At 39.6% G+C, this 22038-nt stretch carries 18 protein-coding genes; 5 read left to right on the top strand and 13 right to left on the bottom strand.

All coding sequences use genetic code 11. The annotated features are described in order from the left end of the window. Positions 1-328 precede the first annotated feature (328 nt). Positions 329-949, top strand: a complete 621-nt coding sequence (locus RWN13_RS21600) for a recombinase family protein (RefSeq protein ID WP_314067944.1) — start codon at positions 329-331, stop codon at positions 947-949. 197 nt (positions 950-1146) lie between these two features. On the opposite strand, the gene RWN13_RS21605 is transcribed toward RWN13_RS21600, so the two are convergent. From RWN13_RS21605 to RWN13_RS21650, 10 genes are all read right to left on the bottom strand, one after another. Further along, a complete protein-coding gene (locus RWN13_RS21605; RefSeq protein ID WP_314067899.1) occupies positions 1147-2571 on the bottom strand; it encodes a 6-phospho-beta-glucosidase in 1425 nt (474 codons plus the stop codon). Between the two features lie 16 nt (positions 2572-2587). Next, the gene (locus RWN13_RS21610; protein ID WP_314067900.1) at positions 2588-3283 is read right to left on the bottom strand and encodes a GntR family transcriptional regulator; all 696 of its coding nucleotides are present in this window, start codon (positions 3281-3283) and stop codon (positions 2588-2590) included. Positions 3284-3297: 14 nt separating this feature from the next. Next, complete coding sequence (locus tag RWN13_RS21615; protein ID WP_314067901.1) at positions 3298-4605, bottom strand: PTS sugar transporter subunit IIC; 1308 nt, start codon at positions 4603-4605, stop codon at positions 3298-3300. A 315-nt stretch (positions 4606-4920) separates the two neighbouring features. After that, positions 4921-5715 (bottom strand): TIM barrel protein, encoded by a 795-nt coding sequence (locus RWN13_RS21620; protein ID WP_314067902.1) that lies wholly within the window; start codon positions 5713-5715, stop codon positions 4921-4923. A gap of 4 nt (positions 5716-5719) precedes the next feature. Continuing rightward, on the bottom strand, positions 5720-6817 hold the full coding sequence (locus RWN13_RS21625; protein ID WP_314067903.1) for an ABC transporter ATP-binding protein: 1098 nt from the start codon (positions 6815-6817) through the stop codon (positions 5720-5722). A 15-nt stretch (positions 6818-6832) separates the two neighbouring features. Next, complete coding sequence (locus RWN13_RS21630; RefSeq protein ID WP_314067905.1) at positions 6833-7660, bottom strand: carbohydrate ABC transporter permease; 828 nt, start codon at positions 7658-7660, stop codon at positions 6833-6835. Beyond that, positions 7650-8546 carry a sugar ABC transporter permease gene (locus RWN13_RS21635; RefSeq protein ID WP_314067906.1) on the bottom strand — a complete coding sequence of 299 codons (897 nt, stop codon included), beginning with the start codon at positions 8544-8546 and terminating at the stop codon, positions 7650-7652. The genes RWN13_RS21630 and RWN13_RS21635 overlap by 11 nt, the downstream gene beginning before the upstream one ends. A 12-nt stretch (positions 8547-8558) precedes the next feature. Next, positions 8559-9842: an ABC transporter substrate-binding protein gene (locus RWN13_RS21640; protein WP_314067908.1), complete on the bottom strand. Its 1284-nt coding sequence runs from the start codon at positions 9840-9842 to the stop codon at positions 8559-8561. A gap of 1318 nt (positions 9843-11160) precedes the next feature. After that, complete coding sequence (locus tag RWN13_RS21645; RefSeq protein WP_314067910.1) at positions 11161-11412, bottom strand: hypothetical protein; 252 nt, start codon at positions 11410-11412, stop codon at positions 11161-11163. An 88-nt stretch (positions 11413-11500) separates the two neighbouring features. Further along, entirely contained in the window at positions 11501-12610 is a 1110-nt protein-coding gene (locus tag RWN13_RS21650; protein ID WP_314067912.1) for a PD-(D/E)XK nuclease family transposase, read from the bottom strand. Between the two features lie 713 nt (positions 12611-13323). On the opposite strand from RWN13_RS21650, the gene RWN13_RS21655 reads away from it, so the two are divergent. Next, entirely contained in the window at positions 13324-14160 is an 837-nt protein-coding gene (locus RWN13_RS21655) for an AraC family transcriptional regulator (protein WP_314067914.1), read from the top strand. Between the two features lie 220 nt (positions 14161-14380). Beyond that, on the top strand, positions 14381-15925 hold the full coding sequence (locus RWN13_RS21660) for a hypothetical protein (RefSeq protein WP_314067916.1): 1545 nt from the start codon (positions 14381-14383) through the stop codon (positions 15923-15925). Positions 15926-15990: 65 nt separating this feature from the next. Here RWN13_RS21660 and bglX read toward each other — a convergent pair whose 3' ends face one another. From bglX to RWN13_RS21675, 3 genes are all read right to left on the bottom strand, one after another. Next, positions 15991-18216 (bottom strand): beta-glucosidase BglX, encoded by a 2226-nt coding sequence (bglX, locus tag RWN13_RS21665; RefSeq protein WP_314067918.1) that lies wholly within the window; start codon positions 18214-18216, stop codon positions 15991-15993. Further along, on the bottom strand, positions 18216-19475 hold the full coding sequence (locus RWN13_RS21670) for a PTS transporter subunit EIIC (protein ID WP_314067919.1): 1260 nt from the start codon (positions 19473-19475) through the stop codon (positions 18216-18218). Before RWN13_RS21670 ends, bglX begins: the two co-directional genes overlap by 1 nt. A 280-nt stretch (positions 19476-19755) precedes the next feature. After that, positions 19756-20610 (bottom strand): AraC family transcriptional regulator, encoded by an 855-nt coding sequence (locus RWN13_RS21675; RefSeq protein ID WP_314067920.1) that lies wholly within the window; start codon positions 20608-20610, stop codon positions 19756-19758. A 195-nt stretch (positions 20611-20805) separates the two neighbouring features. On the opposite strand from RWN13_RS21675, the gene RWN13_RS21680 reads away from it, so the two are divergent. Next, positions 20806-21057 carry a hypothetical protein gene (locus RWN13_RS21680; RefSeq protein WP_314067922.1) on the top strand — a complete coding sequence of 84 codons (252 nt, stop codon included), beginning with the start codon at positions 20806-20808 and terminating at the stop codon, positions 21055-21057. Between the two features lie 188 nt (positions 21058-21245). After that, on the top strand, positions 21246-21920 hold the full coding sequence (locus RWN13_RS21685) for a type II CAAX prenyl endopeptidase Rce1 family protein (protein ID WP_314067924.1): 675 nt from the start codon (positions 21246-21248) through the stop codon (positions 21918-21920). Positions 21921-22038 lie beyond the last annotated feature (118 nt).

The following is a 22038-nucleotide window of genomic DNA, read 5'->3' on the forward strand; positions in this document are numbered from 1 at the left end:
GTCTTCTTTTGGTTTGGAAAGAAATATGTCTTACCGAGAATAATTTTACACTAAGAATTACAACTTAAATATGATTATCAAACTAAGAAACTAGCATAAAACTACTATTGACCAAACTGCATATTTTAATTGGCGAGTTTCTCCTTACAGTGTTATGTTCTATGATCCATAAAGTTATAAATACTTTATTTGGCTAAACATTCTACTCTTCTATGAATACCGACTACAATGTAAAAGTAATAACAAAATTAATATATTGGAGGATTTCAACATGAAAATAATAAAAAAAGAATAAATTACAAAATCAGAAAGACTGGACTCGGTAAAAATTGCCTACGCTCGCGTATCAACTGCGGAAGATGCTAGGCAACACCAGAAATATGGCCTAGGCGTCCAAACAAGCTCCCTAGAACACTGTGACTATCTTTTTCAGGAAAGACACTCAGGGTCGGACGACAACCGCCCAGAGTTCAATAAGGCAATAGAATTAGCCAAGAAACTTTCCAAGGGAGGTCATGATGTAAGTCTAGTGGTCTACAAAATGGATAGGCTGGCCAGAAAAACCAGCACCTTGCTGCGGACTATAGAAGAACTCAAAGAACATAAGGTAGAATTTATCAGCATTAAGGAGAATATTGACACCTCTACACCATCAGGCATATTGTTCTATCAGATGATTTCAGTTTTTAGTGAATATGAATTGAATTCTCTCAAGATGAGAACCATAGAAGGCTTGCAACGAGCCAAAGCCCAAGGTAAGAAATTGGGCAATCAGGGATTACCAGAAAAAATAGAAGCTAACATCGTTCGACTATACCAATTAAATGAACTTCCTGTCAAAGAAATTGCTAAGAAATGTAAAGTAAGTGAAACAACTGTCTATAACGTCTCTCGTAGAAACAATCTAAATCGTCGAAACAGTGTAAAAAAACCTACAATTCATAATTAATCTATGGTATGATTTTGGTAACCAATACTTCAACAAACGAACGTTTGGTTTGGTTCTAAAACATATATACCGATATATTTCAAAGCACTGATTCTATAGGGTTATCGCCTTTTAGAATTAGTGTTTTTATATGAAAAAAACAACTCCATCATCACTGACAGAGTTGCTCCATTTCTAATCACAACTGTCGAAGAGCTCTAACGTTCTTCGCCATTTGTTTCAATGACTCGCTTATACCAAGAGAATGACTTCTTCTTATAACGCTGAAGCGTTCCGTTCCCATCATTGTCCAAATCAACGTAGATAAAGCCATATCGTTTTTTCATCTCACCTGTTCCGGCCGACACTAAATCAATACATCCCCAAGTTGTGTAGCCTAACAGCTCAACACCATCAAGACTAATCGCATCACTCATGGCTTGAATATGAGAAGATAAGTAATCAATCCGATAATCATCTTCAACATCATCATTCTCATCAGGCGTATCAATCGCACCTAATCCATTTTCAACTAAGAATAAGGGCTTTTGATAGCGTTGATAAATGTCATTTAACGTAATTCTTAATCCTAATGGGTCAATTTGCCAGCCCCATTCACTCGATGATAAATAAGGATTCTCCAATGAAGCAAACGCATTACCAGCTGTTTTTTCAGCTTCATCCGTTTGATCCGCAGTTACCCGAGAAGAATAATAAGAAAATGAGATAAAATCAACCGTGTTTTCCGCTAATAAGGTTAAGTCTTCTTCTGTAATATCCAACTCAATCCCTTTTCTTTCCCATTCTTTAATGGCGTATGAAGGGTACTTGCCACGCGCTTGAACATCAATAAAAAAATAATTCTCCATTTCCGCTTGTCTGACTGCCCAGACATCTTTGGGATTTGGGGTTTGAGCGTAAAAGACACCACCCGCCAGCATACAACCAATTTGCATATCAGGGTCAATTTCTTTAGCTATCTTTGTGGCAAGGGCACTGGCAACCAATTCATAATGAGCGGCTTGATATTTGACTTGCTCTTCATTTTCGCCTTCTTCAAAGCAAAGACCCGCGCCCATAAATGGCAGATGTAAAATCATGTTAATTTCATTAAAAGTCAACCAATATTTGACCATGCCTTTATAACGAGTAAAGATGGTTCGACATAAGCGTTCGTAACATTCGATTAATTTGCGATTGCGCCATGACCCATAGGTTTCAACTAAGTGCATTGGTACATCAAAGTGAGTAATCGTAATTAACGGTTCGATGTTATACTTCAAACACTCCTTAATCACATCCTCATAAAATTGCAGGCCCTTCTCATTTGGCTGTTCGTCATTGCCATTTGGGAAAATCCGTGTCCACGCCAATGAAAAACGGTAAACTTTAAAGCCCATTTCAGCAAATAATTTTATGTCTTCTTTGTAGTGATGGTAAAAATCAATGCCTCTTTTAGCTGGATAAACGTGTTCATCATCAAAGTTAAAATGCTTTCTTTTCCCAGCTAAAATCTCAAATCTATCAGGACCGATCGGCAACACATCAACGTTTGCCAGTCCACGACCATCTACATCATAAGCACCTTCGCACTGATTGGCAGCTGTCGCGCCACCCCATAAAAAATTCGTTGGAAAACTCATTTTTCTGCCTCATCTCTTAATTTTTTGCAGACACATACATCTTCGTTCTCTCATAATGATGAAAAACTTTCGACCGATTGTAGAGCAACCCATTTGATAAATAAATTTTTTCATTATTCACCAAAGTGGGATCACCAGCTTCCAGTCCAAATAATTCAGCATCCTCCTGAGATAATTTTTCAGCTGTCAGGTAGCGATCAGCAAAGCCAATTTTCAAGTGTAAATCACTTTCAATATAATCAAAGATAGAACCTTCAGCAATTTCATGGCCAATATAAGGAATGATTTCTTTGTTAATCATGGAATATTCAATCATCGTTGGCAAATCATCCACATAGCGAACTCGTTTAATATGATAAATAATCGTGCCCACCTTGGTTACCAATTCTTTGGCAATGTCTTCATCAGCCGCAATTTTTTCAATGGATATCACTTTCGCCGTCACTTTAGAATGATTGAACTGAGCCATACTTGACCGAATTTGCATCACGTCAATAGCACTTTCAACCGTGTTTTGTCTAATGTAAATACCGCTACCATGAACCCGGTATAGTCTGGCATTATCGACAAGCAAATCAATCGCATTGCGAATCGTATTACGACTTGCCCCGTAAAGCTCAATTAAGACATCTTCTGTGGGCAGTTTTTCCGTATATTTACCAGAGTTAATTGCTTCTTCAATTGCTTTCGCCACCTGTTTGTACTTTGTCAATCCGCACACCTCTTTTATTTATTTGCCATCTCTTCACTATGATACATAGAATCAAGTTTTTTTACAAATGGTAAATAGATAAGAACAGACTCTGCTAAGATTATCAGTTGAACAATGAGCCCTTTAACCCCACCTAACAGGAAGCCTGACACAAGAACAGGGGTTGTCCATGGGACAGTGGCAGCCTGAAACGGTGGCATAAAGCCAATTCGAATGGCAAAATAACAAATTAAGACCCCAACGATTGGGACTAAAACAAAAGGCACTAATAAAACGGGGTTAAAGACAATCGGTAAGCCGTAAATAACGGGTTCATTAATGTTAAAAATACCTGGTGTCACAGAAAGTTTAGAGATTTCTTTTAATTGGGCTGATTTTGCCACAAGTAGCGCCGCAATCAACAATCCTAAGGTAATACCTTGGCCACCAAATTTAACGTAGACATCGATCAGTTGAATCGTCATAATCTTAGCATTGCCACCTACGACTAATTCTTTACCAGCATTGACGATTTCTTGGTTGGCAGTTGCATTAGCGGTTAAGATTGGCCCCATAATACCCATCACAATATTCGGACCGTGAATCCCCGCCCAAAACATAATGGACATGATAAACGTCATAATCAAACCACCAGGCAAGGTATCTGATAGGTTTTGTAACGGCGTTTGTAAGACTTTAAAGATTAGTTCCGTTAAAGAAACACCTGCAAATTTATTTGACAAAATAAAGATAATCATTGAACCTGCCATAATAACCAGACCTGGAATTAAGGCTGAAAAAGCACTGGTCACACCAGCTGGAACGGTTTCAGGCATTTTAATCGTAATATTTCGTTTAAGGAAGAAAGCAAAGATTTTTGCGGTAATAATCGCCACTAAAATTGCCGTAATAACGCCATTGCCGCCGGTCCAATTTTTAGGAATAACCCCGCCAATTGATTCCCCAGCGTCGGTCACTTTAAATGAATCTGTCACAATTAAAAATGAGACAAAGGATAAAATCGCACTATTGAAGCCATTTACCTTTTCATTCTTCGCATAGGTATAAGAAATCGCAATAACAGCAACAATTGCTAAAACATCAAAGGTTGACCCTGATACTTGATAAAATGGTTCTTTCCAACCAGCGCCAAAAATACTCGCCATTAACTCTCCCCAAGCTGGTAACGGAAACTCAGCGACTAACAGGAATAATGATCCGACTAAGGTAACAGGCATCGTTAAAATAAAACCATCCTTGATTGCGATCATTGATTTCGTGTTCACCACTTTTAAAAATTTTTCTAAAACAATGTTAAAAAAATCTTTAATCTTTTTCATCATAGACACTCTCCTTTTCATTCCACTCTTTTATAATTCATACCAATGAATTATATTCAGGATACTCTATCTATGAGAAAAAGTAAACAAAAAAAAAGAGGTTCACCTAAAATAAGGCTAACTAACCCTGTTATCTGATCAATCAAACAAGACACGAACTCATTTACTGACCCGTGTCTTGTTTGATTCAATCCAGTTGGCAAGCTAACTCCTTGCTGAAAGTTCATTGATAAGAGTTGGCGTTGTTTGATACCTGTTTGCACCTGTATATCATTTACTCAAGGCAAACCCTTTTTCAACGAATTCTCTCAATTCCTTCTACAAGCAACTATTTTCTTTTACCCAAGCCACCTGTGCCAACAGCTCTTCATGACTTAAAGAGACATGAGGTTCATACTCCAGAACAATATCCCGACCTGGCGTATGGTTCCGATACAATTGGACAATCTCATCGTACTCAATTATCCCATCCGTTATGGAACGATGTTGATCTTGAAGGCCGTTATTATTATGGAAATGAAAGGCTTTGACTTGTTTTCCATATTTGATCATAAGAGGCTTAAGCCACATTCCCGTTAAAATAGCATGACCGATATCTATGATGACGCCTATCTCGGGAAAACGGCCAATCAATTCTTCAAATTCAAATAAGTCATACAACGGCTTTCCCTCAAGAGGATCGGCTAAATTTTCCACTAGAAGTGACACACCGTAATGCTTAGCCCGCTGTAATAAATACGCGATATTTTCTTGACTTGCCGCCTGATAAGTTGGCCGTTCTTCTTCAGAAAAACCTCTTTGGCTATAATGAAACACAATGTGTCGACCTTCATATTGGGCTGCCAGCGCCATCACTTTTTCGTAGCTGGCAAATAAATCAGCTTGAGCCTGACTGCCAGGTAATGCCGCGCCTTCGACTCCTACATAAGGACCATGAAAACTAACGCCGCAGCTTAGCCTTGGCAAAAGATTAACCAAACGCTTCCAATAAGCTTCATCATGGGTAAAAGCGATTAACTCGACCCCCAATACCGGATCGTTTTTCTGGTCAATCCATTGAGCAATAGCTTCCATCTCCTCCATCTCACCAATTAATGTACTAATTGCGATCATTCACTTAGCTCCTCTCTTTCCAAGTCACTGGGTAACCTAAGGAACGATTGGTTTTACTGTCAAAAAAGTGCCATTTTTGTGGGGTAAGCCGCCAGTAGACCTGCTCCCCTTTTTGATAACGCTTTTCAGCAATAATCCCAATCATCTCTGCTTCCACATCAAAATAATAACCGACCCGATTGCCATAATCTTCCACATATTTAATCGTAATGGGGACGGCCGCGTTCCCTGCTTTTTTAGTCAGACGAACATCTTCCGGCCTTATGCCCATTTTAATTTTAGAATGAGGGTATCCCTTTAGTTGTGCCTGCCAATCTTCTGGTAAGGGAATAGCCTCACTCCCTAATTTCAGGTGAATTCCCTCTAAGGCTACTTCCATAATATTCATGGAAGGAGAACCAATGAACTTAGCCGTAAAAATATTGGCTGGACGGTGATAGACATTGTGTGGGGTGTCTAGCATCTGCAGAACCCCCTCATTCAATAAGGCAATGCGATCGCCGATGGTCATGGCTTCAATTTGATCATGAGTCACATAAACAAAGGTTTGGCCGTACAGTTCGTGAATATTAACCAACTCTTTTCGTGCCTGACCCCGTAACTGGGCATCTAAGTTGGACAAAGGCTCATCTAATAAAAAGAAATCAGCCCGTTTAACCACCCCACGAGCCAAGGCCACACGCTGACGTTGACCACCAGATAAATCCTTTGGTAGTCGTTCCTCCAACCCTTCTAATCCCAAAATCTCAATGGCATCTCCAATTTGTTTCAATGCTTGGCTTCGAGGGACCTTGTTGATCCGCAACCCGTAGCCGATGTTCTCTTTAACTGTCATATGGGGAAAGAGGGCGTAATTTTGGAAAACCATGGCAATGCTGCGATCACCACTGTCCACCTCATTGACCACTTCACCATTAAGTAACAGCTGGCCACTACTGACAGTTTCTAATCCACTAATCAGTCGCAGAAGAGTTGACTTGCCACAACCAGAAGGTCCCAGTAATATCATCCGCTCCCCTTTTCGTATGGCTAAATCTAAATCATTGATAATTATCGTATCACCATAGGTCTTGGTCACACCGATAAACTCGATACTATTCATCTTGTTCACTCCCTCCTATCCCTTGATTCCCGATTGGCTAAAGGTCTCAATAATATACCTTTGGAAAAAAGCATAGAGCCCTAATGGCAACAGCATCGTCATCACTGAAATGGCCATGGCAACTGGAATATCCGTGCCACCTTCGGCACTAACGAACAATTGCAGTGCCAGTGATAAGGTGTAATTGGCCTCACTTTTTAAAATCAACGCAGGCCAGACATATTCATTCCATGAGTTAATAAAAAAGATGATCCCTATGGACATAATCGCTGGTTTAATCAAGGGTACCACTATCGACTGTAGGATTTTCAAATGAGAGGCCTTCTCCAGTTTGGCAACTTCTAGCAGCGACTTTGGCACCCCCCGCATATGCTGACGCAATAAAAAGATTCCGGTGGCATCAGCCAATTGAGGTAAAGCCACCCCTAGGAGCTGATCCCGTAATCCTATTTTTGAAATCGTCATAAAATTAGGAACCATGGTAACGGTAAATGGAATAAAAATGGTGCTAATTAAAATAAAATACATGACTTGCTTGCCTCGAAACTCAAAAAAAACGAAACTATACGCCGCAAAGACTCCTGTGACTATTTTAAAGACCGTCACGATCGTCGCGATAATAAAGGTATTAACCGTAATTCTAGCAAAAGGAATTTTTGCCAACACATTAGCGTAAGCCTTAAACGTAACCTCCTTCGGCAAAAGACTCAGCCCACTGTTAACCGCTTCGTTTAAAGATTTAAATGACGTCATTAACGCAAAAATCAAGGGATAAATAAACAACAGCACCACCAAACAAAAGAGTAGATGCCAAAGCATGTCGTTCCTGACCTTAATTTTCATAGTAGACCCCTTTCTCAACATACTTAAACTCCAGTACTAGTAACAAAACAAACAGGGATAAGGTCAAAATCGATAGAGCCGAAGCTTTACCGGTGTTATAATAACCAAAGGCTTCTTGATAAACGCCGTAAATAATATTAGAACTGGCGTTATTTGGTCCCCCTTGAGTCAAGACTTTAATCGGCGTAAAGACATACTGCAACCCTTGAACCATACTCATGATAAAGACATAAACCGCCGTAGAGGAAGTGAGTGACATGACAATTTTGCTGAAAATGTAGCGATTAGGCGTTTTTTTTAAACGAGCCGCTTCGATCAATTCAGTGGACACATTTCCCATACCAGACAACAACACTAAAAAGTTATAGCCAAAGGTTTTAAAAACGGCTACCAAACTAATGACCACAATCACCAGCCCATTGGTTTTCGACCACGCTGGCAGAATCACGCCCACCTCAGCAAGCAATAAGCCTAGAGGGCCTGATACTGGATTAAAAAGCCACTGCAGGATAATCGCTCCAACTACTAGAGATATCAAGCTAGGCATAAATAATAAGATTTTATAGATTCCCTTGCCACCTTTCATGACAAAGGTATTAACAAAAGCAAAAACATAAGGCACCAGAAAGTTAAGCACAATCAGGATCACCAGATAAAGAGCCGTGTTAGCAAACAATTTCAAGGTAACTGGATCTGTCAGCACCTCGAGATAATTGGCTAACCCAACGGGCACTTTGATTGGTGCGACCATGTTCCACTTTAAGAGACTTAAATAAATCGTATAGACCAGTGGCCAAAACATAAATAACAGGAAGGCCAAACTAGCCGGTGTGATAAATAACCAAGGAAGCCATTTTTCCTTGACGGGTTTCACTGCCACAATCATCACCTTCTTTCCTTATTTCAGCCAACCATTAATCTCGTCTTCAGCCTGTTTTAAGGCCTTCTCAACACTGACTGTGCCATCCAGTATTTGGTCACGGGTATTGGCAAAGAGTTGCTCAGCTTGTGCGCCAACATCATCAGGAAAAGCGACCCACGAGTGAATCTCAGCCATTTCTTTAAAGGCGATACCAAAAAGCTCATTCTCTTCAATATAGCCCTTTAACCCTTCTGGATCAGTGGCAACTTCTTCACGAGGAGGTAAATAGCCAGTATTTTCAGACCACTTGGCCAACCACTCTGGTTCCATCATAAACTTAATAAACTGCCAGGCCGCTTTCTGTTCCTCAGGTTCTTTGGCCATAATCGGTAAGAAATTCCCGCCTGCTGGAATTCGTCGTTCTTTGCCCGCAAATACCGGAAACGTCCCTCCTTTTAGTTCGAACTCAACGGCCCTTTGAATGGTCCCAATTTTAGCACTGGTACCTAGAAGCATGCCCACCTTGCCATTACTAAAGGCTTGAATCCCTTCATCTGCCCCCATGTGCAAGGCGCTTTTATTCTGAACCATATCCGCCAACAGCTCATAAGCCTGAATGGCTTCTTTTGAAGCAAAGGAAGCTTTGCCATCAGTCAATATCCGAGCACCATTGCTTTCCAATAGACCTTGGATGGCCCAGTTATCCGCGTATTCCTGCATGTAAAACCCAAAATTACCGGTCTTTTGCTGAATGATTTGTGCCAACTCCCGGACCTCTTGCCACGTCACAGGGGCCTTTGGTTCAAGTCCCGCTTGCTTAAACAAATCTGCATTGTAGTAAAGGATGGGGGTACTGATGGCATAGGGTAATCCAATTTGCTTGCCGTCCACTTGCCCCAAAGATAAAATATTTGGTAAAAAGGTCTCCTCCAAGTACCTTTTGTCCTCAGGTACTTGATTTTCCACTAACGTTTCTGGGTCAACAAACTCAAAATTATCAGCAAAATAGTTGATATAGTTATACCCAATCATCGCAATCGAAGGCGCTTCACCGGCAGCGACTTCAGCTTGTAAATTCTGCATCAGCCCTGGGTACATATCCGGGTTATAAACTTCTGTGACGTTGATCTCACTTTGACTGTCATTAAACGCTGCCACCATCTCTTTAATCACCGGTGCACCAAAATTTTCCGAAAAAACATGCCAAAAACTAACTTCCACCATCTTCTTTTCTGGTTTAGCGTCGCTTCCACTGCAACTGCTTAAAACCAGGACTGATACCAGTAATAGCATCAGCTTGGTTAATCTCTTGAGATTCATCTTACTTTCCTCCTATCGTTCAAAACACAACTGACCAACAACATTATTCCTGACTTAGATCGGCAATTCTCCTGCTTTCGCGAAAAGCAGAAGATCACCAACCTGTAACCAACCATTGTTTTCAACCTCAAACAAGTCTTCCTCTCAGAATAAAACCTCTCTAATAACTATTGGCTATATCGTGTAGTCTGCTTTGGCGCGTTAAGTTATATCCCACTTAGTGATAAGTGATTGAGGTCGACACTGCTTAAGTCACGACAGTAACACTGGCCTTTCGTTAAACAAACCACAACACTTAATCTGTCCTTCTTGCGAGAATTAGTGGCCAACGCCTTCTCAAAACGACAAAAAACGACATCAGACTGTCTTGTCTAACGTCGTTTACCAACTAGATTAAGAGTTTAATCAAACTCACCGCTCATCACCTGATCTCCAATTAAATGCCTAAATAAGCCTAGGCATTCTCCATCTAAAAAAAGGACTGGAAAAAAACGCTTTATTTAGGTACAATAAAGGAGCCGGCAAACAATGCGGTCAAGGGTAAAACTGATCGACTAGCTTGTATAGTCTGGTCAGGCTTCATGAGATGGCTCTAACCATCTCATGAGGCCCCTTTTTATTTAATTGCTCATGGCTATATTAACAGGGTCATTGTAATATAATATGTAAGCGATGTCAAGGCTGTTTTGCGTAAAATAACGGAAAAATTAATTGGAGGTACGGGGCTAAATTCTGGTTATTAGTGGAGTCTTTAAATCAGCAAGAATCGTGCCATAATGAGATTTCCAGCTGAATAAAAAGAATCGCATAACGTTAGAAAAAGTTGATCACTGAGTTGTTTTTGTAGGGGGTGTTAGTTTAAGTCGGGAAAGCACGATGATTAATAGGGATCACTTCTGTCAAAAACTATCAACTATACACATCCGTCAAATAAGTCGAACAGACAGTTCCACTGAGCCGCCCACAATCACGCACAAAGAGTGGTGCTTTCAGCCCTTTTTCAGCTAGAAGTTTAACGGTTAATCGCCTTCAATTCTTAGTGCTTTACTACGATGACCCTTATCTCTAACGAATAACGGCAGCAATTAGCGGCAAGGGACATCGAAGAGCGTTTAAAATGTGTTGAGATCAAAGGGAAGTCTCGTGATGATGTAACAGGAACTAGCTAGCAATTGGTTAATAGCTTAATTTTATAAAATAGCCCTACTGTAAAGTAACCTCATCATTTTTTTCTACTAAAAGCATGTGATTGATTCACACTATCGCACAATAAATAAGAGTCCTGCAAAGAATGATATCTTTGTTGAACTCTTATTTATTACAACTTCTCAATCACGTCACGGCTTAAACCGCTGGCTTTCATGATTTGTTCCATCGGTACACCTATTTCTTTTAAATTTCTGACCATTTGCAGTTTGCCTTGTTCTATACCTTGTTCTCTACCTTGCCCTATTCCTTCTTCTATGCCTTGTTCTCTACCTTGCTCTAAACCCAACTTCATCCCACGTCTCTCACTATTACGCAACATCCACTTTTGGGTTTCATGGGCTTTTTCTGCTGCATTCACCATTTCCAATTCCCTTCCGGTGTCCGCTATTCCTAAGCGGTAAATCGCCAAGGATAGAGGACCTTTCGTCTACTCCGAGTTATTGCTTCTGTTACAACTTCTCAATCACGTCACGGGTTAAACCACTGGCTTTCATCATTTGCTCCATCGGTACGCCTATTTCTTTTAAATTTCTGACCATTTGCAGTTTGCCTAATTCTATGCCTTGTTCTCTACCTTGCCCTATTCCTTCTTCTATGCCTTGTTCTCTACCTTGTTCTATTCCTTCTTCTATGCCTTGTTCTCTACCTTGTTCTATTCCTCGTTCTATACCTTCTTCTCTACCTTGTTCTATTCCTCGTTCTATTCCTTGTTCTATTCCTTGTTCTATTCCTTCTTCTCTACCTTCTTCTCTACCTTGTTCTATTCCTTCTTCTCTACCTTCTTCTCTACCTTGCTCTAAACCCAACTTCATCCCACGTCTCTCACTATTAAGCAACATCCACTTTTGGGTTTCACGGACTTTTTCTGCTGTATTCACCATTTCCAATTCCCCTCTCGTCAAATTTTGGCGACGAACTTGCTCACAGGCGTCTTTAATGTAATCTGGGGCATCTGGTCCGACCTTTCCTTTTAAGAAAAAGTCAACCCAATGATTAATATTTGATGCCATGTTCGTCTTTTTACCTAACTCAAAAAACGTAATAATCAGTATCTCTGCTCCCTTTTCATCTAAAAATTTACGGTTGCCTCGTTTACTACGGAGGACAAAATGATCGACGGGAAACTCATCGTCAAACAGCATGAAATTCAGAATATTGATGCTGTGTATGGGTTCCAGCGAATCGTACTTTGTTTGCTTAGTCGGTAAGTTCCTTTGATTGACTTTGCCATACATGGCTCGATAGCGCTCGGCAATGTAATAAAACAAGCGGCGGTTAAAATAGCCTTGTGGCGCAACTTGAAGCTCAATGGTAATCTGACGACAATCGGGCAATGTGGCGGCAAGATCTACTTCCGTGTAATTAAGGTTATTTTTCTCTTTATTTTTACTATAGGTATCGACGTTATAAGGGTCGATTACTTTGACTGATTCCGCATTTATTCCGGCAATGTCTTTCAAAAATCCCATGATAATGTGACTGTTTGCTTGTGTGGCAAACACTTTTTTAAACAAAACATCGTTTAAAGGCGTGACTTCTTTCTCTTTAACTTGAACCATACATCACCTCTTTATCCTGGTTCAATACTGCAGCGACATCAGGACAGTTGGTTTTGTTTACCTTGATTATAGTGCCTCCATTTACCTTTGACAACTCCTTTGCATCAGTGACACTTGTTTTTTTATCCACTATTGACAGCGATTACAAATACCTAAATCAAGAAAACAACAAAACACGACAATGGGCTTACGCTCTAACACTTTTATTGTACTAAATTCCGTTCGTTTTTTCTATCGTTTTTTCATTTTTCAAATAAAAAATTTTTACGATATACCTCCCGTAAAATAATCGAACAGATAGTCCCACTGAGCCACCCCCACAATCACTTACAAAGAGTGAGACTTTCAGCCCTTTTATAGCTAAAAGTTTAACGGTTGATCGCCTTCAAATCGAAGTCTCGTGAAGATGTAACAAGAACTAGCTAGCACTAAACCACTCTAGGAATCGGCTACCTCTTACTTGATCAAGTTTTGCACTCACCTACTAACTTTAAGTAAAACGTGATTCTCAACACTCACTTAGCCACATTATCACGAAAAAACCTTGCTTCTTTAAGTTCTCCTCCCCCCATTAGGCAAGCATATAGAACCAAATCGTGTCATATGCATTTCTCAATATTTCTGAAAAATATTGGCAATGACCGTCTAAATTAGATACAATAATTAAACAACGACTCATGACAACTATTAGAAAAAAAGGTTGGTGCTAATCCATGCTAATTCACGAACATGTTGATGTTGACCAAGACATCATGGCAAAAGTTTTTTCGTTTCAAAATGACCAGTTCAAAAAAATCATTCCCATGCATTTTCATCAGAGTATTGAAATTATTTATTGTGTCAACGGATCTTTATTCGTTGAGGTTGAACAACAATCTTATATGCTTCAAGCTGGTGATATCATTGCCCTAAATCCCAATGTCCCTCATGAAACAAAAAGTACGGTAAAAAATGAAGTCTTTGTTCTGCAAATTAAATCCAGTTTTTACGATAATGAAAAGGAAGTATTAAAATTGAATACCACCACTGACTGTTTGGATGATGCCCTAATAGATCAGTTACGTGAACAAATTGTCAGTATTTATTTTACCAATAAACGAAAAGCACCTCACTATCAGTTCCTGATACAAAGTAAATTAGCACTGATTAAGTATCAGTTGGCCACCCATTGTTTAGTTCCCATTGAAAAAAATAAAAAATGGCAGCAACCAAAAACCGTTCAAAAATATTCTATCATTATTAGTTACATAAAAGACCACATTACTGAAGACATTACCCTTGCTCAGATTTCTCAGGAAGTGGGCTATACGGTCCCTTACCTATCTAAGTTGTTTAAACAATTTACAGGGATCACCATCATGGACTATGTGAATAAATTAAGGCTAGAGCAAGCTATTTACTTGATGCGAACGACCAATAAAAAATTAATCGACATCTCATTTGAAGCAGGCTTTCCTAATCCTAAATCTTTTCGAAAATGTTTAAAAGACGAATTTCAAGTGACGCCTCAAGACTATTTAAAAACGATGGATTCCACTCCCCTTAGCTAAACCGCCGTTTGACAGAGACTAATGTTGAATAGCGGTTTTTCTACCGCTTTTAGTCCATTGAACATAACCTTCACGCTTCCTTCAAAAAAGTCATCAAACGTCCTAATTTAAGTCATCAAAGGAACTGACTTGTTAACGTTACCATTATATAATTAACTTGCAACAGGCTTATAGATGGCCCCATACATCTAAATAACCCATAAAAAGGAGTTGTTTCACCATGATACAAGAGGAAGTAGCATTAGGAATCGCCCATCACTATCTGAGCTCAGCTGAGCATACTGGATCAGATATAACATCCTGGTATGATCAGGAATACCCTTTGGCATACGTCATTGCTCAACAGCCAGATATTCCCCTTCAAGAGGGGGTCGAAAGCACTCCACAAGCAGAGAGGGTGTCCCTTGCTATGTCCTCCCTGGTAGATTCTTCTGTTAAAATGAGAGGTCTCGGAACCTCACTAGATGGTGCCTCCGTTCATCATTTAATGACAATGACTGCCGAACAGCGTCGTAACTTCCTTACCACACTGATAGATCCCGTTAATGGATCTGGCTTCACACAATTTCGCTTAGTTATTGGTACAAGCGATTTAAATGCCATCGAACAAGATCTTTTTTCTTATTATGATATCATTCCAAATGGGGCACCTAATTGGGAAGAGGATTTCTCCATCCAACCAGATATTGAAATCGGTTTAATTGAGGTACTCAAAGAATTACTTACCTTAGCAAAAGACTTCCAAATTGAGGATGAGATAAAATTCTTGGGCTCACCTTGGTCTCCTCCAGGTTGGATGAAAGAAAAATTTTCTGAGACTGAAGTCAATAATGACTTAAAACTGATTAGCGGCTTTATCAAAGACGATCACTTAGAGAATTGGGCAATTTACTTGAGACGCTATGTAGAAGAATACGCCAAACTAGACATACCGATTCATGCCCTAACGCTCCAGAATGAACCTGGCCTCGTTAATAAAACCTATCCCAGTTGCATTCAAACAGGGGCCCAGCAAGCTAAAGTCGCTAAATGTTTAAGAAAAGAATTAGCCAACAGCACGATTCTACAAGAAAAAAATTACCAGACTGAATTATGGGCCTGGGATTATGGAACGGAGTTACCAACACCCGGCAGCGGGATTATCCCTGAATTTAATGTCGACGAGTTTTTAGAAAGCTTGGAAAGTGTGGATCCAGGCTTAAGCCAGTTCGACGGAATCGCCTTTCACGGATACAATTACCTTTCTTTGATTCAAAGAAAAATCAAAGAAATCAGCGAGCGATACCCGGATAAAGCGATTCATCTTACTGAAGGAATGGAGAACGGCACTCTTGGAGCCAATCGAATCATCATCAATCTACGCCAAAACTGCTCCTCCTTCTATCACTGGGTGACGTGTTTAGATCAGGACGGGCGGCCTAATGAATGGGAAAATTCCCCAAATATGGTCTCTTGGAAAACACTAAATGTCGCCTTAGCCATCCATGATAGTGAGACATATTGGTTCTTGCCAACCAAAAATGCCATGGGTCAAATTGCTCGCTTTGTCAGACCCGGATATGAAATGATTCCGACAGAATCAGATATCAGCCTGATGGAAAATGTCGCTTACTATGATAGGCGACACAACAATATCATTTGGATCATTTCCAGTGACTTAACAAGTCAAACAATTCTTTCAATTCCGACCATAAACGGGCAACAGTTCCATGTCACTCTCCCAGGACACTCCATCTCCACTCTTATCTTTAGCGCTAAAAATTAAATCCAAAGAAAAAAACAACTAAATAGTTGTTTTTTTCTTTGGACCACTGATAACTCATTCAATTTCTATACATAGCTTAGTTCGAGATGTAAAGGCGTCTCCTCAACGTTCCTTCCCACAAACAACGTGAAGGCCCCTGGTTCGATGATTGCTTCGCCCTGATTATCAAAGAATTCAAACTCTTTTTTGCCTAACACAAAGTCAATGGTTTTAGACGAATGAGCTTCCAGAAACACACGTTTGGCTGCTTTTAGCTCTTTTAAGGGCCGAACAATACTGGCGGTCTCATCCTTGATGTAAAGCTGGATAATTTCTTCACCATCGATTTCGCTGACATTTTCAACTAATACCTGAATTATGACTGATTGATCTCCATTGACAGTCAATCTGGAACTGTTAATTGAGCGATACTTAAACTCAGAATAACTTAGCCCATAACCAAAAGGAAACAGCGGCCGATTACTTTCGTCAATGTATCGTGACGTGAAACGATGATTGTCATCTTCAGACTTAACTGGTCTCCCAGTCCGATAACCGTTGTAATACACCGGGATTTGCCCTTCTGATCTGGGGAAAGACATGGTTAACTTACCACTAGGATTAGCTTTTCCACTTAAAAGATTTGCCATAGCAAGGCCTCCCATTGTCCCTGGATACCAGCCATAAAGTAAGGCATCAACGTGAGCCAAAATCCCCGTTAAATTATTCGGTCTACCAGAATAGACAATACCTATCAGTGGTTTTCCTAACTCTTTTAAGGCATGTACTAACGCCTCTTGAGACTCAGCAAAAGCTAAACTGGTTTTTGAACCGGCTTCACCACTTTCTAAAATATGCTCACCCAAAGCCACCACAATGGTATCAGCAGATTGAGCTACTTCCAACGCCTCAGCTAATAATGCCTCTTTGCTTCTTACAGGTGAATGACTAACCCCTGGCTTAATATTGGTAGAAAATCCTAATCTGTCCATCTCTTCAATCAAGGGTGCTCCTTCTACACAAAGGATCTCTGCCTGATCAAAAACCTGATTCATTCCTGCTTTAAGTGTCACGGTTTTCGAGGTGTCGCCATTAATTGCCCACATCCCTAAGGTGTTGGGATTATCGCCATAAGGCCCAATAATCGCAATTTTTCCTTTATTTGCCAAAGGTAATACCCCATTATTTTTGAGTAAGACAGTTGATTTTTCTGCCAACTCCAACGCCTTTGTAAGATGACACGCTTCAGCAGTCGGTGTAGTCTCATCCGTCAAGCCACGATAAGGATTTTCGAATAAGCCTAAATCATTTTTTAATTCCAGCATCCTTAAGACAGCTTGATCCACAAGCTCAATTGGCAGCTCTTTAGCTTCCACTAATCCTTGTAAGTGATTGGCGTAAACCGCCGTTTTCATATCGACATCGACGGTGGATTCAAGCGCCATCAGAGCCGCTTCTTCTGGACCGGCAGCATAACCATGTGTGACTAATTCTTCATTGGCGGCATAGTCCGTAATAAGTAATCCTTTAAACCCTAACTGATTCCTGAGAACCTCGCGATTTAACCAACTATTGCCAGTACAAGGCACACCGTTTAATGTATTAAAGGCCGTCATAACTAGCTTGACATTCGCCTCCACCGCCGCTTTAAAGGCGGGTAGATACTGCCCATAAAATTTACTTAAAGACATGTCAACACCGTTGTAGTCTCGTCCACCTTCTGCTGCCCCATAAGCCGCATAATGCTTGACACAAGCGGCTAGTTTTTTAGGTTCAATAGACGTGGCATGCTCTCCTTGCAATCCTTCAACCACACTTTTACTAAACTGTGAGCCAATATAGGGGTCCTCACCTGGTGCCTCCATGACACGCCCCCAGCGGGGATCTCTCACTAAGTCCACCATTGGTGAAAAAGTTACCTGCTGACCTGCGTAATACGCTTCCTCAGCTGAAATAGCCGCACTTTCTTTTATCAGGTCAAAATCCCAGCTACAGGATTGGGCAATGGGTATGGGAAATATTGTGTTAAAGCCATAAATAATATCAGTCATAAACACTAAAGGGATTTTATGACGGCTTTTTTCTAAATAAGTCTGCTGCAAAGTTTTTATGGCTACAGGATCCAAAACATTCAACGCGGAGCCTGTGTGATAGATATCATACTCATCATGGAGGCCAATTTTTTGAGAAGGTCCCGTTTCAGTGGTGTTTAACCTTTCGTCGAAAAAATCACCTGATAATTGTACCAATTGACCTATTTTTTCTTGTAACGTTAGACTGTCTAATAAATTGATTAACTCAGATTTCTCCACTAATTTCCTACTCCTTCAGCTTTTAATTCGATTTTGTCGGCCACCTTGACAAAAGGGTACCAGAAAGCCGCAATCACGACAATTAATAAAACTTGAAGAACGGCAATTTTCCATCCCCCTTGTAGGAAGGCACTGACAATAATCGGCGTTCCCGTTGGTGTACTAACACCAATGGGAATTGGCACCAGACCTGTCACTGTGCAAAGATAGGCAATCGATAAGCCAATCACATTACTCAAGACAAATGGAATGGCAAATATGGGATTTAAGACCAATGGCATCCCAAAAATGATCGGTTCGGTAATATTGAAAGCTGCAGGTACGATGGACAGCTTTCCTAAGGTTTTATAGCGCTGACTTTTTGCCAGCAACAACATCATAGCCGTTGAAATTCCAAATCCACCTGGTGTATAGGTTGTGAAAAAGGCAGTGGAAATGATATTTGGCAGTTCTTGACCGGCTTGATAGGCAGCTAAATTTTCCATTCCTAAGGGCATCCAAATCGGCAGCATCACCGAGAGAACCACCATTGATCCGTGAATGCCAAAAAACCAAAGAACTTGACTGAGAACCGCCACAACTAACAACCCACCAAAGGTGCCGCCAAGTGACGTCAAGGGCTGTTGTAAAATAGAATAAATTAAAGCATGAACGGATCCATAAGGGGTTAAACTAAACAAAAAGGCAACCACTGTGGCAAAAAGTAAAATAACGATACCAGGGATTAAGCCTGAAAAACCAGCGGCAATATTTTCTGGAACAGAATCTGGCATTTTAATAACCCAGTTCTTCTTGATAATAAACTGATAAATTAGGCCGACTAACATCCCAAAAATAATAGCGGTAAACATCCCCATTGAACCATAATACGACAGGGTATCAACCACAATCGTTTGAACGACTGCTTCGCCCTCACCTGGAAATTCTTTTAAGGGGGTTAAAATCAAAAAAGTAACCAGTGATAAAACGCCACCCACAACTGCCTGGGAATTATTTTTTAATTTTAAGTAACAATACGTGATTGAGAAGGCTATAAAAACGCCCATAAGTGAATTTGTATAGGTGCCAATCATTCCCAACTGCTTACCGAATGTCCCTAAAAAAGAAAAATTGGACAGCAAAATAGAAAAAGACCCTACAATGGTAATTGGTAATAACATCATCAGTGAATTCATCACCGTCTTTAACACAATGTTATTACCTAGTCGAGTAAAAACAGGTTGCAACTTTTGATTGAAAAAATCTTCCATTTTTTTCATACTATCTCTCCTTTATGATTAATGTGTTCTAATCAAGTATAGGATAACGCCTTCATTTATGTCGCTCCTTTTTCTAATTTAAATAGGGGCAAATATTAACATTTTATCCGCTTGTTTATTTTAACCACAGATAAAAAATAAACAACAGGTCATGTCACCACTTCTATCACGTGGTTTCCTCAATATTTCAAAGAGGAACATAAGGTCTTATATTAACTTATGCATAAACTAGTTAATTTAACATATCCAACTAACCATTCGTTATACCTCGCTTTACGAACTACTTTAGCTGATTGACGTATCTCTGTCGATAGTGATGAGGTGATAAGCCATAATTTTTTTTGAAGGCATTGTAAAGAGATTTTGACGAAAAGCCATTATTAACAGCAATTTCCAAGACAGTTAAATCAGTATTAATTAATTGAAGATAAGCCGATCGCAAACGCAATCCATTCAAATAATCTGAAAAGGTCATTCCCATACTTTTTTTATACAACCTTGAAAAGTAAGATGGATTGTAACCAAATTCTTTCGCCACTTGTTTTATTAATAAGTTACTACGGTAGTGCAAGCTAATATAGTCATTGATCTCTGTTAGTTTTTTTAGATATTTAACTGATTGTATCTCAGCCACAGATACAATCGGCAGAACCCATTCTTCACACAACAGGGCCAACACTTCCAATATCTTGGCTTTTACCAGTAAATGGTGATAGACGGATTCTCTAAAAAAATGAGTTTTAATCAAACTAAATAAGGTTTTCAACTGTTCAGTGATTCTTCTGGGACGAAAATCAAATTGGAAGCCTTCAAAATAGTCTCCTTCGGTCACTTCTTTTAAATACGCCAGTGGAAATTGAATGACTAAAAAATCACCTGCCACGATGCCTTGAGTTGAATGACTGACACTTGAATTAATGAAAATACAATCGTTGGGAGCCAACTGATATGTCCTGTTGGCCATTTTAACTTCCATCACTCCGGAAAAACAAACGATCAATTCGCCATTTTCATGCCAATGAGAGCCTATCAAACGATCATTGTTATTTGTCTTAAACGTGAAAATTTTATAAGGGTAATGACCAGAACATTCAATTTTCTCATAACTATGGGCCGAATAGGAAGAATAAGCCATTATTTACTCCTTTAATCAACTATACTTTATCCCAAGTCTATTAATCATTTTATTATTTGTCAATCAATATGAATTTCCTTTTGTTATTTAATAAATTCGTTTTACTTCCACTTATAACAACATTTAGGCTAATTTAAACATCTAGACCTGCTAAAGCGTGGACATTAGCTAATCACGGTTGGCAAAACATGGGAGATGACCATTCGCTATGACAGTACCTTTTCGATTGCCTTAGTCTTGGCCGCTTTCGCCTTTATCGGCCACCTGTGCTATAAGACGATTGAAAATGAGCGAATTCTTTTAGGTACCGACTTTAACCATGTCTTTACTCCCAGTTGCTTTATCACCATCCTACTGATCATCTTTATTCATCAACCTTTATTAGTGGCCGGCAGTCAATTAATCACTATTGTTGCTTTGCTTATTATGAACAGGCTTTTAGATTAGTTACCATGACAACCTGTGGTCCATAAAAAAACTATTTTGTTCCTTTGGAAAGGCTATCCTGTTTGAGCTAAGATAGCTTTTTTTTAATATCCATTTTAATAATTTTTCACGTCATAAGGATGTAAATGTTTGACTTGAAATAGTGAAATTGTGATAATTAATTCATAAAAAAGGAATGGAGCATTCATATGGATAAATTAATCACTAACTATCATGTCACCGTCACAAAAGCATTGTTAGGTTCCCTGATTGTCGGATTAGGTTTCTTTTTAGCTACTACTTACATCAATCCACTTATTTCAGCTTTAGCGCCTTTTAGCATGATGATCATGAGCGCCATTGCTTTTGTTGTTGTTTATGGCCCTAAACACTTCTTGGACCTCTTTAGTAAACCGAATGATCCAAAAGGAAATATCAAAAATTTCTTTAAGTATTTTATTCTAACGGCGGTTTTAGGCATGTCACTAGGAATCTTACTTAACTTGTTATTTCATAATTCGTTAGCAGCTAATCCAGAGGCTGGCAACTTAGGAGTCATCATTTTAAAACTGCCGTTTATGCTCTTAGGCGAAGAACTTCTCAGCTTTTTCTTTTTATTAGTGATTGCTAACCTAGTCTATAAAAAAACAGGCAATCGACCTAAAGCTGAGCTTGTGGGAATCATCCTGAGCAGTATTATTTTTGGTTTAATGCATTACACCACATACTACAATGGCAATATAATGGTTACCCTGCTACATGTTATCTTGGTTCAAGGATCTGCCCGTGTTGCGTTTAATATTAGCGGCTTGAGAGCCAATTCCATCTGGCTTCCTTTGCTGATTCACATTGTCTACGACTTGATTTTCCTTAGTTTCAGTTAAATGAGTGGTAGTTTGAGATAATTGGCTAAGAGATTTTTTCTTGGCTTTTTATTTTGCCCTGATTAGACTCTTGTCGTTTTTTTGGGTTCACTTAATTATGAAACAGCCATTGGTATGC

The organism is uncultured Vagococcus sp. (genome assembly GCF_963518325.1).
In the GTDB taxonomy this organism is placed as follows: Bacteria; Bacillota; Bacilli; order Lactobacillales; family Vagococcaceae; genus Vagococcus_D.

What these genes read in the sequence shown, in the direction of transcription:
- RWN13_RS21635 (WP_314067906.1), bottom strand. Translation starts at nt 8,546, where the DNA reads ATGATTGTGGCAGTGAAACCCGTCAAGGAAAAATGGCTTCCTTGGTTA.
- RWN13_RS21640 (WP_314067908.1), bottom strand. Translation starts at nt 9,842, where the DNA reads ATGAATCTCAAGAGATTAACCAAGCTGATGCTATTACTGGTATCAGTC.
- RWN13_RS21670 (WP_314067919.1), bottom strand. Translation starts at nt 19,475, where the DNA reads ATGAAAAAAATGGAAGATTTTTTCAATCAAAAGTTGCAACCTGTTTTT.
- RWN13_RS21625 (WP_314067903.1), bottom strand. Translation starts at nt 6,817, where the DNA reads ATGAATAGTATCGAGTTTATCGGTGTGACCAAGACCTATGGTGATACG.
- RWN13_RS21615 (WP_314067901.1), bottom strand. Translation starts at nt 4,605, where the DNA reads ATGATGAAAAAGATTAAAGATTTTTTTAACATTGTTTTAGAAAAATTT.
- RWN13_RS21645 (WP_314067910.1), bottom strand. Translation starts at nt 11,412, where the DNA reads ATGGTGAATGCAGCAGAAAAAGCCCATGAAACCCAAAAGTGGATGTTG.
- RWN13_RS21605 (WP_314067899.1), bottom strand. Translation starts at nt 2,571, where the DNA reads ATGAGTTTTCCAACGAATTTTTTATGGGGTGGCGCGACAGCTGCCAAT.
- RWN13_RS21620 (WP_314067902.1), bottom strand. Translation starts at nt 5,715, where the DNA reads ATGATCGCAATTAGTACATTAATTGGTGAGATGGAGGAGATGGAAGCT.
- RWN13_RS21675 (WP_314067920.1), bottom strand. Translation starts at nt 20,610, where the DNA reads ATGGCTTATTCTTCCTATTCGGCCCATAGTTATGAGAAAATTGAATGT.
- RWN13_RS21680 (WP_314067922.1), top strand. Translation starts at nt 20,806, where the DNA reads ATGACCATTCGCTATGACAGTACCTTTTCGATTGCCTTAGTCTTGGCC.
- RWN13_RS21660 (WP_314067916.1), top strand. Translation starts at nt 14,381, where the DNA reads ATGATACAAGAGGAAGTAGCATTAGGAATCGCCCATCACTATCTGAGC.
- RWN13_RS21650 (WP_314067912.1), bottom strand. Translation starts at nt 12,610, where the DNA reads ATGGTTCAAGTTAAAGAGAAAGAAGTCACGCCTTTAAACGATGTTTTG.
- RWN13_RS21685 (WP_314067924.1), top strand. Translation starts at nt 21,246, where the DNA reads ATGGATAAATTAATCACTAACTATCATGTCACCGTCACAAAAGCATTG.
- RWN13_RS21655 (WP_314067914.1), top strand. Translation starts at nt 13,324, where the DNA reads ATGCTAATTCACGAACATGTTGATGTTGACCAAGACATCATGGCAAAA.
- RWN13_RS21630 (WP_314067905.1), bottom strand. Translation starts at nt 7,660, where the DNA reads ATGAAAATTAAGGTCAGGAACGACATGCTTTGGCATCTACTCTTTTGT.